This is a genomic window from Nannocystis pusilla, from assembly GCF_020073745.1.
GTDB lineage: Bacteria > Myxococcota_A > Polyangia > Nannocystales > Nannocystaceae > Nannocystis > Nannocystis radixulma.
Genome location: NZ_JAIRAU010000031.1, coordinates 170,435 through 183,695, shown reverse-complemented (window position 1 = coordinate 183,695; position 13,261 = coordinate 170,435). Strand labels below are relative to the sequence as shown.

General features: G+C 72.4%; 10 protein-coding genes. 5 read left to right on the top strand and 5 right to left on the bottom strand.

Features of this window, described 5'->3' with window-relative positions; genetic code table 11:
• Positions 1-78 precede the first annotated feature (78 nt).
• Positions 79-4,239, top strand: coding sequence for a TOMM system kinase/cyclase fusion protein (locus K7C98_RS24850; RefSeq protein WP_224194243.1), 4,161 nt, complete (start codon positions 79-81; stop codon positions 4,237-4,239).
• An 89-nt stretch (positions 4,240-4,328) separates the two neighbouring features.
• Here the strand turns inward: K7C98_RS24850 and K7C98_RS24845 are convergent, their stop codons facing one another.
• On the bottom strand, positions 4,329-5,579 hold the full coding sequence (locus K7C98_RS24845; protein ID WP_224194242.1) for a DUF2330 domain-containing protein: 1,251 nt from the start codon (positions 5,577-5,579) through the stop codon (positions 4,329-4,331).
• A gap of 81 nt (positions 5,580-5,660) precedes the next feature.
• Between K7C98_RS24845 and K7C98_RS24840 the strand changes: the two genes are divergently transcribed.
• Together K7C98_RS24840 and K7C98_RS24835 are read left to right on the top strand one after the other, a co-directional pair.
• A complete protein-coding gene (locus tag K7C98_RS24840) occupies positions 5,661-6,554 on the top strand; it encodes a carbon-nitrogen hydrolase (protein WP_224194241.1) in 894 nt (297 codons plus the stop codon).
• 131 nt (positions 6,555-6,685) lie between these two features.
• On the top strand, positions 6,686-7,219 hold the full coding sequence (locus K7C98_RS24835; RefSeq protein WP_224194240.1) for a putative immunity protein: 534 nt from the start codon (positions 6,686-6,688) through the stop codon (positions 7,217-7,219).
• 58 nt (positions 7,220-7,277) lie between these two features.
• Here the strand turns inward: K7C98_RS24835 and K7C98_RS24830 are convergent, their stop codons facing one another.
• Complete coding sequence (locus tag K7C98_RS24830) at positions 7,278-9,284, bottom strand: hypothetical protein (RefSeq protein ID WP_224194239.1); 2,007 nt, start codon at positions 9,282-9,284, stop codon at positions 7,278-7,280.
• Between the two features lie 56 nt (positions 9,285-9,340).
• Between K7C98_RS24830 and K7C98_RS24825 the strand changes: the two genes are divergently transcribed.
• Both K7C98_RS24825 and K7C98_RS24820 read left to right on the top strand, forming a co-directional pair.
• Entirely contained in the window at positions 9,341-9,646 is a 306-nt protein-coding gene (locus tag K7C98_RS24825) for a S24/S26 family peptidase (protein WP_224194238.1), read from the top strand.
• A gap of 104 nt (positions 9,647-9,750) precedes the next feature.
• Complete coding sequence (locus K7C98_RS24820) at positions 9,751-10,275, top strand: hypothetical protein (RefSeq protein ID WP_224194237.1); 525 nt, start codon at positions 9,751-9,753, stop codon at positions 10,273-10,275.
• Positions 10,276-10,296: 21 nt separating this feature from the next.
• On the opposite strand, the gene K7C98_RS24815 is transcribed toward K7C98_RS24820, so the two are convergent.
• The 3 genes from K7C98_RS24815 to K7C98_RS24805 form a co-directional block, all read right to left on the bottom strand.
• Entirely contained in the window at positions 10,297-11,097 is an 801-nt protein-coding gene (locus K7C98_RS24815; RefSeq protein ID WP_224194236.1) for an enoyl-CoA hydratase-related protein, read from the bottom strand.
• A gap of 242 nt (positions 11,098-11,339) precedes the next feature.
• Complete coding sequence (locus K7C98_RS24810; RefSeq protein WP_224194235.1) at positions 11,340-12,047, bottom strand: DUF4276 family protein; 708 nt, start codon at positions 12,045-12,047, stop codon at positions 11,340-11,342.
• 1 nt (position 12,048) lies between these two features.
• Entirely contained in the window at positions 12,049-13,146 is a 1,098-nt protein-coding gene (locus tag K7C98_RS24805; RefSeq protein WP_224194234.1) for an AAA family ATPase, read from the bottom strand.
• Positions 13,147-13,261 lie beyond the last annotated feature (115 nt).

Genomic DNA, 13,261 nt, shown 5'->3' with positions numbered 1-13,261 from the left:
CCCGCGCGCGAACGATGCCGCGTACCCCCATGCAGACCGTGCGCGATCGCGGCGACGCCCTCGTGATAGAAGCGGGATGTGAAGGAAACCATCTCGCCGTCGGCTCTGGAAGGGACGCTCCTCGGGCAGATGGTGACGCGCTGGAGCGGCGGCTCGGCGGAGATGCTGTCGGACGCGGAGGAGACGACGATCCTCCACGGGGCCGGCGAGAAGCCGGGGTTCTTGCCGCTGGCGAAGAAGGGCGACCGCATGGGCGGCGACGACGGGCAGCGCTTCGAGCTGCTCGAGCGCCTCGGGGCCGGCGGGATGGGCGTGGTCTACCTGGCGCGCGACACGCTGCTCGACCGGCCGGTGGCGATCAAGTTCATCCTGCAGGCGCCGACCGACGAGAACGGGCACGAGCTGGTCGAACGCTTCCGCGCCGAGGCCCGGGCGAGCGCGCGGCTCAGCCACGAGAATATCGTCCGCGTGTTCGACCTCGGCAGCGCCAGCGGGGTGCCGTTCCTGGTGATGGAGTACCTCGAGGGCCGACCGCTCGACGCGGTGCTGGCCGAGGGGCCGCTCGACGCGGCTCGCGTGGTCCAGGTGCTCATCGACATCGCCCGCGGGCTGTCGCACGCGCACCGGGCCAACATCGTGCACCGCGACCTCAAGCCGGCCAACGTGTTCGTGACGCGCGACGGGCGGGCGAAGATCGTCGACTTCGGGCTCGCCAGCGTGGTCGCCGGCCGCGACGACAGCCAGACGTCGCCGCTGTCGGGCACGCCGCGCTACATGTCGCCGGAGCAGTGGCGCGGCGAGGACCAGGACGGGCGCACGGACCTGTGGGCGGTCGGCGTGATGCTGTTCGAGATGCTCAGCGGACGCTCGCCGTTCTGGCGCGACCACCTGTCGGAGGTGCGCGCGAACGTGCTGGCGGACACGCCGGCGCCGCCGCTGCGCTCGTTCCGCCCGGAGCTGCCGGAGCTGGCGGAGGACGTGGCCGCGCGCGCGCTGGCGAAGGACCTGGCGCGGCGCTTCGGCACGGCGGAGGAGCTGCTCGACGCGCTGGTCGGGCTCGAGCTGGCGCTGGCGCGGCCGCTGCGGGCCGGCGACGAGCCGGCCGAGCGACCCCGGGCCCGCCGCGCGGTCGAGCGCCGCCAGGTGACGCTGATGTCGTGCTCGCTGGTCGACGTGCTGGCGCTGGCCGAGCAGGTCGACGCCGACGGCTACGCCGATCTGCTGGACGGCTTCCTGGACATCTGCGCGACGGTGGCCCGCCAGCTCGACGGCGCGGTGGTGACGGCCCACGGCGGGCACGCGCTGGTGTGCTTCGGCTGGCCCGCGGCCCACGAAGACGACGCGGAGCGGGCGCTGCGGGCCGGGTTCCTCATCGTCGACTCGACCCGCGGGCTGACCGGCAAGGACGGGGCGGGCCTGGCGGCGCGGATCGGGATCTGCAGCGGATCGGTGGTCGCGGACAAGCGCGAGCACGAGGCGGCGCCGCGGCTGCTCGGCGAGTTGCCGCACGTCGCGACATGGCTCGAAGGACAGGCGGCACCGCACGAGATCCTGATCAGCGGGCGGGCGCGGGCGCTGGTCCGCGGGACGATCGAGGTCGAGCCGCGCGGGGAGCGGCGACCGGCGGGCGGCGGGCGGCCGGTCGAGGTGCTGCGGGCGCTGCGGCCGAGCCGCACGGTCAGCCGCTTCGACCGCGCGGCGCAGGCGCTCACGCCGCTGGTCGGGCGCGAGGCCGAGATCGACGCGCTGCGCGGGCTGTGGGCCCAGGTCCGCGAGGGCCGCGGGCAGTTCGTGAAGCTGGCGGGCGAGGCGGGCATCGGCAAGTCGCGGCTGGTGCAGACGCTGCGCGCGTACACGGCCGGCGAGGCCCACCAGCGGCTGGTGTGCCAGTGCTGGCCGCAGTTCCGCAACAGCGCGCTGCACCCGTTGCTCGAGGCGGCGATGCGGTCGATGGACATCGAGCCGGAGACGCCGGCGGCCGATCGCCTGGGGCGCGTGGAGGCGGCGCTGGCCGGGCTGCGCGTGCCGCTGGCGGAGTACGTGCCGCTGTTCGCGGCGGTGCTGTCGATCCCGCTGAACGAGCGCTACGCGGCGCCGCAGCTCAGCCCCGACCTGCTGAAGAACCGGGTGCAGGAGGCGTTGATCCGCACGCTGCTGGCGCTGGCGGCCCAGCGGCCGACGCTGCTGGTGGTCGAGGACCTGCACTGGAGCGACCAGAGCACGCTCGAGCTGCTCGAGCTGCTGGTGGCGCGCATGGCCGAGGCGCCGCTGATGGTGCTGGCGACGGCGCGGCCCGAGTTCGCGCCCAACTGGCCGGCGCGGCCGCACCTGCACCGCCTGGCGCTGCGCCGGCTGTCGCCGGGCCAGACGGCGGAGATGGTGGCGCTGGCGGCCCGCGGGCAGGCGTTGCCGGAGGAGTTGGTGCAGCAGCTGATCGCCCGCGCCGACGGCATCCCGCTGTTCGTCGAGGAGATCACGCAGACGGCGGCGGAGGTGTGGCAGCGCGAGCAGCAGGAGTCGCAGGCCCGGGCGGCCCGGTCGGCGCTGGCGGCGATCCCGGCGACGCTGCAGGAGCTGCTGCTGGCGCGCCTCGATCGCCTGCAGGAGGCCGGCCGCGAGGTGGCGCAGCTCGGGGCGGTGCTCGGGCGCGACTTCCCGTACGCGCTGCTGCGCCACGCGAGCGACCGCGACGACGAGACGCTGCGCACCGGGCTGATGCAGCTGGTCGAGGCCGGCATCGTCCGCGTCGAGGGCAACGAGCAGGCGGCCCGCTACGTGTTCCGCCACGCGCTGATCCAGGAGGCGGCGCTCGGCTCGCTGCTGCGGCCGCGGCGGCAGTACCTGCACCAGCAGGCGACGCGGGCGATCCTCGGTCAATTCCCCGAGCTCGCCGAGCTGCAGCCGGAGCTGCTGGCGCACCACTTCGTCGAGGCCGGCGACCACGAGCGCGCGCTCGAGTGGCTCGAGAAGGCCGGGCAGAAGGCGGTGAAGCGCTCGGCCAACACCGACGCGGTGTCGCACTACTCGCGGGCGATCGCGCTGCTGCGCGCCCGGCCCGAGGGCGACGCGCGCGACCGCAAGGAGCTGGCCCTGCAGCTGGCCCTCGGCGCGCCGATGATGGCGACCCGCGGCTACGCGGCGCCCGAGGTCCACGACACCTACGCCCGCGCGCGCGAGCTGTGCCGCCGCGCCGGCGACGACGCGCAGCTGTTCCCGTCGGTGCTCGGGCTGTGGCAGTTCTACATGGTCGGCGGCGCGGCCGAGATCTCGGCCAACCTCGGGCGCCAGCTGGTGGCGCAGGCCGAGACCACCGACAACCGCACGATGCTGATGCTGGCCTACCGCGCGCTCGGGACCAGCCAGATGCTGCTCGGCGAGATCGCCGGCTGCCGCGAGCTGACCGAGAAGGGCCTCGCGCTGTACGACCGCCAGGAGCACGGGGCGCTGGCCCTGCGCTACGGCCAGGACCCTGGCGTGACCAATGGGCTGTACCTCGCGTGGGTGCTGTGGTTCCTCGGCTACCCCGACCAGGCGGTCCAGCGCGCCCGCGAGGCGCTGCGCCTGGCCCACGAGATCGAGCACCCGCTCAGCATCGCGTTCGCGATGAACTACCTGGCGACGATCCACAACTACCGCGGCGAGTTCGACGTCGCCCGCGACCTGGCCGACCGGGCCGAGCGGGTGGCGACCGAGCACAAGCTGCAGCTGTGGCTGGCGATGTGCCAGATCCAGCGCGGCTGGGCCCAGCTCGGGGTCGGCCTGCGCGACGCCGGGGCGAGCGAGCTCGCCGAGGGCGTGGCCAAGTGGACCCGGACCGGGGCCCAGGCCGGCATCTCGTTCTTCCAGGCGGCGCTGATCTGGGGCCTGTGGCGCGCCGGTCGCCACGACGAGGCGATCCGCAAGGTCGACGAGGTCGAGGAGTTCATGCGCCGCTCGGGCGAGCGCTTCTTCGAGGCCGAGGTGCTGCGCCTGCGCGGCGAGCTGCTGCTGTCGACCGGGATGACGTCGGGCACGCGCACCGCCGAGGACTGCTTCCGCCGCGGCCTCGAGGTCGCCCGCCGCCAGCAGGCGCGCGCGTGGGAGCTGCGCCTGGCGCTCAGCCACGCCCGCCTGCTGATCCTGCGCGGCAGCAACGGCGAGGCCCGCGAGCTGGTCTCGAGCGTGTACGAGTGGTTCACCGAGGGGCTCGAGACCGCCGACCTGCGCGAGGCGCGGGCGCTGCTCGAGCAGCTGGGCTGAGTGATATCGTTAATAGGGGGCATGTCCGGGCGGACATGCCTTCGAGGACATGCCTGCACGGGCATGGCTGTGCAGGCATGTCCTCACGTTCAGGCGCGGCGGGGCCGGCGGCGGATCCACGCCAGCACCGGCACGAGCAGCAGGAGCTGCGGCAGGCGGCCGCTGCGGTCGACGGCGCAGCCCTGGCCGGCGTCGGGGTCGTACTCGACGCTGTGGAAGTTGTAGACCGGCGGGCCGGAGGCGGCGCGCAGGGTGAGGTCGCGGACCTGGTCCTTCTTCAGCTCGGTGCGCAGGCGGGTGAGGTGGAGCGCGTCGGCGCCGATCCGGGCGGCGAGGTCGTCGAGGTATGCGGGGTCGCCCTCGTCGGGGTCGATGCGGCCCCAGGCGAGGCCGTCCTCGTAGGCGTAGCGGAGGTCGTCGAGGTGGATGTCGTTGGCGTAGTCGATGACCCACGTGCCGTCGGGGTCGCTGGCGAGGACCGCGTCCTCGAGCTCGTCGTAGTTGGTCTCGGACTCGGACAGCGCGACGAGCTCGTCGGCGTCGACCGCCTGCGCCGAATAGTTGGCGGTCAGCACCGGGCCGCCGGCGAGGAAGTAGGTGGTGAGCCGCAGCGCCGCGTCGGGCTTCATCGAGTGGGTCGCCAGCGCGAGCGGGATCTCGAACGTCTCCGGCGTGGCCGGCGGGAGGTGGAGCTCGATCGGCGCCAGCACGCCGCTGTCGGCCGCGGGCTTGACCCTGGCGGCGAAGAAGTACCAGTCGTCGGCGACGTAGGGCTCGAGCGCGGCGGCGTAGTCGGCGGGCAGCGGGTAGCCGGCGTCGCTCAGCCAGTCGGCGATCGCGGTGCCGGTGTCGCCGCCGATCACGACGTACTCGTAGGTCGCAGTCTCGCCGCGGTCGATCACCATGACGTCGCCGCCGCCGCCCATGCCGTCGCCGAGGCTGTTGCTGCCGCCGGCCTTGTCGCTGCTGCCGCAGAAGCCCAGGCGGTCGTCGCTCTCCTGGAAGATGCCGATGCGCGGGGCGCTGTGGTGCTCGAGCGCGAGGAACAGCGACGGGTCGCCGTCGAGCACCTCGGCGGGGGCGCTGGCGAGGGGCAGCACGAACGCGAACTCGGGCGCGTCGACGGCCTCGTAGCGGGCGGAGGCGACGAGGATGGTCTTGTCGGCGCCGAACACGACGGCGAGCTCCTGGTCGCTCATGCCGCCGACGCGCTGCTCGTGCTCGGGGAAGACCATGCCGCCGCAGGCGGACGCGGGCGCGGGGCGAGCGAGGGTGGCGGCCAGGGCGGTGAGGATGACCACGGAGGCGCGGGCGGGGGGCCGTAAGGGAAGCGAGGACATGCCGGGAGCATGCCACGAGTCGGCGCGCGCTCGCGCACAAAGGCTGGCGCCAGGCAGCCGGCTGCCGTATAGAGGCGCGTCATGACCACGCGCAAGGCGACCTGGACGATCGGGCTGGTGCAGCAGCAGAACACCGGTGACCGCGAGCACAACCTCCGCACCACGGTGGCCGGCATCCGCGAGGCGGCGGGCCGCGGCGCCGAGCTGGTGCTGCTGCAGGAGCTGCACGCGGGGCTGTACTTCTGCCAGACCGAGGACACGGCGGTGTTCGACCAGGCCGAGGCGATCCCCGGCCCGACGTCGAACGAGCTGGCGGCGCTGGCGAAGGAGCTCGGGGTGGTGATCGTGGCCTCGCTGTTCGAGCGCCGCGCGGTCGGGCTCTACCACAACACCGCGGTCGTGCTCGAGAAGGACGGCAGCATCGCCGGCAAGTACCGCAAGATGCACATCCCCGACGACCCGGCCTACTACGAGAAGTTCTACTTCACGCCCGGCGACCTCGGCTTCGACCCGATCGAGACGTCGGTCGGCAAGCTCGGCGTGCTGGTGTGCTGGGACCAGTGGTACCCCGAAGGCGCGCGCATGATGGCGCTCGCGGGCGCCGAGCTACTGCTCTACCCCACCGCGATCGGCTGGGACATGCGCGACGCCGAGGACGAGCGCATGCGCCAGCGCGAGGCCTGGATCACCGTGCAGCGCGGCCACGCGGTCGCCAACGGCCTGCCGGTGGTGGTGTGCAACCGCGTCGGCCACGAGCCCGACCCGAGCGGCATCAACCCCGGGCTGCAGTTCTGGGGCCACAGCTTCGTCGCCGGGCCGCAGGGCGAGTTCCTGGCCCAGGCCGGCGAGTCGCCCGAGGTCGTGGTCGTCGAGGTCGACCGCGGCCGCAGCGAGCAGGTGCGCCGGATCTGGCCGTTCCTGCGCGACCGCCGGATCGACGCCTACGCCGAGCTGACGCGGCGCTTCCGCGACTGAGGCTGGCTGAACGGTCCTGGCCGAAGGGGCATGTCCGAAAGGGCATGCCCCTTCGGACGTCGGAGCGCCGAGCTCGAGACGTCCGACGAGCCCCGCTGTCCCATGTGCGTGGCGTGTGGCAAGCTCGCGCCGTGCCGAGGGAGCCGGACACGATCGCGCTGAGCGAGCACGAACTGCGGGAGATCGCGGGCTACGCGGCTGATTGTGCGCGCAGGGTGCTGCCGATCTTCGAACAGAGCGTCCCCGCCGACACGCGCCCGCGCGACGCCGTCGAGGCGGCATACGCGTTCGCCGGGGGCGGCCGGCGCACGGGGGCGCTGCGGCAGTGCGGGTTTGCGGCGTTCAAGGCGGCGCGCGAGGCCGCTTCACCCGCCGCGGTCGAGGCGGCACGAGCGGCGAGCCACGCGGCCGGCGCGGCGTACCTCCATCCCCTGGCGAGCGCGCATCAGGTGAAGCACATCCTCGGCGCGGCGGCGCACGCCGCACGAGCCGAGGAGCTGGCAGCCGGAGAGGATCCGTCCGTCGCTGCGGAGACCCTCGAGTGGGCGCGCCGACACGCACCGGCCGCGGTCACCGCGGTGCTCGGCCGGCTGCCCGCCGCACCGGCCGGAGGCGGGCGCGTGGGCGAGTTCATCCGCCGCCTCGACGCGGCTCTCCGCGCCTGAGGCCGAGCGGCACCTCGCCTGATTTTTGGGGCATGCCCGAAGGAGAATGCCCGAAAGGTCATGTCTCCGAGAGCATGTCCGGAAGCGCGGGCGGTCGCTCGGCGCGGAGGGCGGCGAGCTGCTCGGCGTCGAGGCCGAGGTCGAGCAGGGCCTCGTCGGGCTGGGCGAGGGCGGCGGCGAGGGTGCCCCAGCGGGCGAGGACGAGGTCGGCGAGCTCGGGCGGGAGGACCTCGGGGAGGGCCAGCGCGGGCGCGAGCGGGCGCAGGTCGAGCCGGGCCAGGAGCTGGTGGCCGGCGACGTCGACGACGTGCAGGGCGTCGCGGTTGACCAGCAGCAGGCGCTCTCCGCCGGGGTCGAAGGCGGCGCACTCGATCGCGGCCTCGGTGAAGCGGAGCACGACCCGGCCGTCACGGCGCAGCTGGCCGCCGGGGAGCAAGATCCGCCACTCGCCGCCCGCGCGGGCGATGGCGACGGCGCGGCCGACCTGGTCGTCGATCTCGGCGTCCTCGTCCGGATCGGGGCCGGTCAGCGCGAGGGTCGGCACGTCGGCGCCGGCCCGCTCGCACATGTGGCTGATCATGAGGACGGCGACGCCGCGCTCGGTGTCGAGGACGGCGCCGTCGTCCGGGGCCGAGGACATCCAGATGTAGCGGTGGTCGGGGCTGCGCGCCCACTCGTCGGCGCGGTCGCCCGAGCCGTCCTCGGCGCCGGTCGCCCCCCGCTGGCCGCGCCAGTCGGTCAGCCAGGCGTCCTCGGGCTGGTCCTTCTCGACGAAGATCGCCGGCAGGTCCTCGGGGTAAGGTCCTTCGAGCCATGTCCCGGAGTTCAGGTCGAGGGCGTACAGGCCGCGCAGGACGGTCGGGTCGGCGAGGTCGAGCTGGCGCCCGAACTTGTCGCCGAACAGGGCCCAGGCGCCGGCGGCCCCGAGCAGGCGCGCCTCGGTCGCGGGTATGTTCTTAAGGACATGTCCTGTGGGCCAGTGGACGAGGAGCATGGCGTAGCCGAGCTGGACGAGGGCGCGGTCGCCCTCGGCCAGGACGCAGGCGCGCGGGACGTCCGGACGGAGCGGGGCGCGGTGGTAGATGTCGCGCTCGTAGGCGTCGCTGACGGCGGGGGCGCCGGCGAGGCGGAAGGGGTAGGGCGTGCCGGGGACGTGGTCCTCGTCGTCGCCGTGCAGCGGGGCGGGGAGCCAGCCGTCGAGGGGGCCGGGGGCGCGTTCGGGGGCGTCGGCAGGGCGCGCGAGCAGGTCGAGCGCGGCCTCGAAGGCCCGCTGCGCGGCGATGCAGTCGCGGTCGAGGAGGAGCTCCGGGGCGTCGAGCTCGAGCATCCGGACGGCGCGCAGCGCCCGGGCGACGAGCCCCTGAAGGGCACGATTGTCGCTCCCGACCCGCTGCGACCACAAGGCGCGGAACCATCGATCCTCGTCGGGCCACGCCTCATGGTGAAGCGGACGGTCGCCCGGCGGCGGCACGGGCACGCTGGTGAGCACGAGGGCCTCGGCGGACAGACCGGCGGCCGTCAGCTCGGGGTCGACGAGGTCGGCGAGGCGCCGGCGCAGCGCCCTCGGACCTGTCTCGAAGGACACCTGCTCGTCGTCGAGGTCGACGTCCTGGGTGAGGACGAGCCGACCGTCAGGGAGGATGACGGTCTCGCCGTCGGCGACGGCGAGCACCTGCGAGCGCGAGAGGCCGAGCAGGGCGCCGATCCGCGCCGCGAGCACGGGGTGGACGAGGCCGAACGGGGCCTCGATGTGGGCGACCCGCTGTTCACGCAGCGGCTCGTCGGTGCACAGCACGTGGCAGCGCTCGCAGGTCTGGCCGCGGCGCTCAGGGCCGACGAGCCGGCCGCAGCGGCAGCGCAGCGGCTCTGTCGGGCCGAACAGCCGCGGACACCAGGCGCCGCCGTCGACCGGGCGCCCGAAGTCGAGCATCGCCGCGTCCGTGAGGGCGCCGCTCGAGCGCGCGCGCAGCTCGGCGGCGGCGCGCAGCAGCTGGACGGGGAGGGTCTCCGGGCCTGGTCGGAAAAAGGCGTCGAGCAGGGCGCGCAGATCGGGGGGAGCCGGCATCGGCGGCAGGATACGCAGGTGCGCGCGGCCGCGAAAGCGGGCATCCTCGGCCGGAAATGGGTTGGGCCCGCTATCACATCGAGAAGCTCCGCGCCGGCACGACGGTCAAGTTTCGCCCGCACGGCAACTCGATGACGCCGCGGATCAAGTCGGGGCAGCTGTGCACGGTCGAGCCGGTCGAGCCGGACAAGCTCGAGGTCGGCGACGTGGTGCTGTGCACGATCCGCGGCGCCGATTATCTGCACATCGTCAAGGCGATCGCGGACGACGGGCGCTATCAGATCGGAAACAACCACGGGAAGATCAACGGGTGGATCGGCGGGCACGCGATCTTCGGCCGGCTGGTTCGCGTCGATCCGTGACCTCCCGCGGCGGCCGGTCGTGAGCTCGTGTCATGGATCCGTCCTTGAGGACATGGTCGAAGGGGAGATTGCGGGCGGAAGGGCGAGCGTGGCATCATGCACGCGTGCGACTGCGGGTCGGGGCGGCCGTGGCCTCGGTGTCGATCGGCGCGTGCCGGGAGCCCGAGGTGTGCACGCAGAGCGGGTGCGCCCGCGAGCCGTGGATCCGCGTCGTCGACGACGACACGACGGACGGCCGGCTGCGAGCGGGCGACTACGTGTTCCGGATCGATTCGCCGTACGCGGCGGTCGAGTGGTCGTGTGCGGTGGCGAGCGGGGACGTGCCAGATCCGGCGTGCGATCGATCGCGCCTCGAGGCGATGGGCGAGCTCGACGGGGAGCCTGTGCGGTGGGTCGTCGAAGCCAGCCATGGGCGCGACGGTCTCCACGTCGGGATGGTGGAGCTCCGCGACGGAGGCGCGACCTGGGCGGGACCGGACGAGTTCACGATCACGGTGAGCCGCGACGGCGAGGCCGTCGCGACGGCGAAGCATCGGCCCGAGTACGTCGGTGACTGGCCGAACGGCGTCGAGTGCGAATTGTACTGCGCTGCCGCCACGGAGCCGGTCGTGGTCCACGTGCCGCCGTGATACGCCGGGGCCGGTGAATGCTCACTCGCCGGTGAAGCGCGGGGGGCGGCGCTCGAGCATGGCGGCGACGGCCTCGCGGTGGTCGGCGGTGGTCTGGGCGACGCCTTGATAGGTGGCGGCGAGCTCGAGGGCGGCGTCGAGGCCGACGTCGTGGCTGCGGTAGGCGGCGCGCTTGGTCAGGCGGAGGGCGACGGGGGGCAGGGCGGCGAGCTCGGAGGCGAGGGCGCGGGCGGCGGGGAGCAGCTCGTCGGGCTCGACGACGCGGTGGACGAGGCCGATCCGCAGGGCCTCGTCGCAGTCGATGACGCGGGCGGTGAGCATGAGCTCGAGCGCGCGCGAGAAGCCGATCGCGCGGGCGAGGAAGTAGGCGCCGCCGTCGCCGGGGACGAGGCCGACCTTGACGAAGGTCGAGCCGAACTGGGCCCCGCGCGCGGCGATTCGCAGGTCGCACATGCACGCGAGGTCGAGGCCGGCGCCGATCGCCGGGCCGTTGAGGGCGGCCACGATCGGCTTGTCGGCGAGCGCGAGGCGCCGCGAGATCCGCTGAATGCCGTCGATGTAGCGGCGGCGCAGCTCGGCCGCCCCGCCGGCGAACATGCCTTCCTTGCCCAGCATACGCTTGAGGTCGCCGCCGGCGGAGAAGGCCGGGCCGGCGCCGGTGAGGATCACGCAGCGGACGGCGTCGTCGCGCTCGGCGAGGTCGATCGCGTGCACGAGGCCCTCGACCATGGCCTCGCTGTAGGCGTTGCGCGCGGCCGGGCGGTCGAGGGTGACGAGGGCGATGGCACCCTCGAGTTCGTAGCGGACGTCGGTGAGCTCCATGCGCGCGAGGGTAGCCGAGCGCGGCGCCTCAGGGGAACATGAGCTCGATCGCGGTCGCTCCCGGGAATTCGAGCGCGGACGCGGCGACGCTGCTGGCAGCCGAGGGCGCCCGTGAGCTCGGACCAGCCGTCGGCGTTGGCTTCGCACCCCAGCAATCGCCGCACTGCACGCGGCGCTGACGAGGAGCGTGGCCATGCCGTCATGTCCAAGGATGATCGAGAGAGTGTCGGGTGATCGAGACTCTACGGCGACTGGGAGGTTGATAACGCGAGTGCTTCGATGCCAGCGAGCCAGGCGCCGAAACGGGGGCATGCCTGTCTCAACCTGTCGACCGACAACCGTGCACCCAGGCGAGGAGCGTGCGCCGCTGAGCTGCGGCCCTTGACGTAAGTCGGGCACATGGCCTGGATCCGTTTGGACGGCGCGGTGGCCGGTGAGTCGTTGATCTGCTCACAGCCACCAGCGGCCTCCACTATCTCGGCGAAGCGGCTGGCCAAAGCAGGACTTTCAAGTACCTCTGCCAGGGCAGAGGGTTCAGCGAAGTAGAGTGCCTCGAGTTCGTGGAGTTGGACGTACGGGATGAATCGATCGCCGAGCGCTCCAGCTACGTTGCGAACACCCTTGTGGAGCGCGGCCTCGATCGCATCGACCCCACCGCGGGATTTCGCCGGCGGGACGAAGTCCCACCCGAGCCGGCTGCCGGTGGGGAGGCCGTAGTAGTCGAAGAACGTCGTGACGTAGGGTCGACGGCGATCTGCGAGGAAGTCGTGGAGCTCCTCGCAGACCTGCGCGAACGAGCGGAACTTGAGCTCGCCTTTGCCCTTGCCCGTGCCGATGATGGGGATGTGAAGATCGATGTCGAGCAGGCCGAGGTGTTCCCCCAGCAGCCTCTTGAAGAAGCCGTTCTCGGACTGCCCTTCGACGACCACGATCAGCGTGAGGCGTTGCATCTCAGGGCCCGGTCTCGACGATGTTCTTGCGGATGAGGTCGCCGAGGCTGAACTCGTCGAGCCAGCGCTCGAGCTCCGCAGGATCGAGGCGCTCGAGCACCGACTCGGCGCCTCGCCGACGTACGACGATGATGTCCTCCGGCTCGAAATTGTCGACCAAGAGCGGCGACTGGGTCGATATCACGAGCTGGGTCTGCTGCGAGGACTCGTGCATCAGCGCCGCGAGCACGTGCAGCGCGGCGGGATGAAGGCCGAGCTCCGGCTCATCCACCACCAGGGTCGCAGGTGGTGTGGGCTGGAGGAGCGCGGTGACGAGGGCGATGAACCGGATCGTACCGTCCGACAGCTGCCACGGCTGATAGGGGAACGTGCTGCCGCGCTGGCGCCAGTCCAGGCGCACGTGCTCTGCGTCTCCCTTTTTGCGCGGCTCGAGCAGGAAGTCGTCGAAGAACGGAGCGATGATCTGGATCGTCTCGCGGATCCGCTGGTAGCGCCTGGGATCAGACTCGCGCAGGTGTCGGAGGAACGCGGCCAGGTTGTCGGCGTTGGGGCGCAGCTCCTGGTGGTCCTCGATGGCTCCGTCGCGCCGCATGGGGGCCAGTGAGCTCGTGTCGTGGAAGTGATAGACGACCCAGCTCGACACCGCGGCGTAGATGAAGGCGAGGTTCGACGGCCAGTCACCCTGGCTCGACGCGTCGTTTTTCCAGGCCTCGACCCGCGCCTCTCGACTATCGCGGCGGAAGACCTTGCGATGTCCCGCATAGGAAGCTTCGAGCTCCTTCACGACCAGTTCGTCTCCAGGGATGGGTTCGAGTCGGAAGCGAACGTGGTTCGCAGCGAATTGGAGCGTGGCGCCGATCTCTCGAGTGTACTGCGGACCCTCGAAGAACAGGCCGTTGGCGCCGCCGGCTTGATTGACGAAGCCTTGGAGATTCTCCTGGAACATCGCCCGCAACATGCGGAAGAACTCGACGAAGTTGCTCTTGCCCGCGCCGTTGGCACCGACGAGCACGTTCAAATTCCTGAGCGGGAACGCCTGCAGCTCGCGGAACGAGCGAAATCCGGCGATGCTGAGGCTCTTGAGAGCGAATGGGGGCATGAGGTTGCCGCCTGGGAGTGTTCCGCAGGTCTGACAGGCGCGCAAGCCTCGGAGCCGTCGTGCGCGGGCGGTCAATCCACCCCGGGGAACATGCGGAGGCGGGCGACGCGGCGGT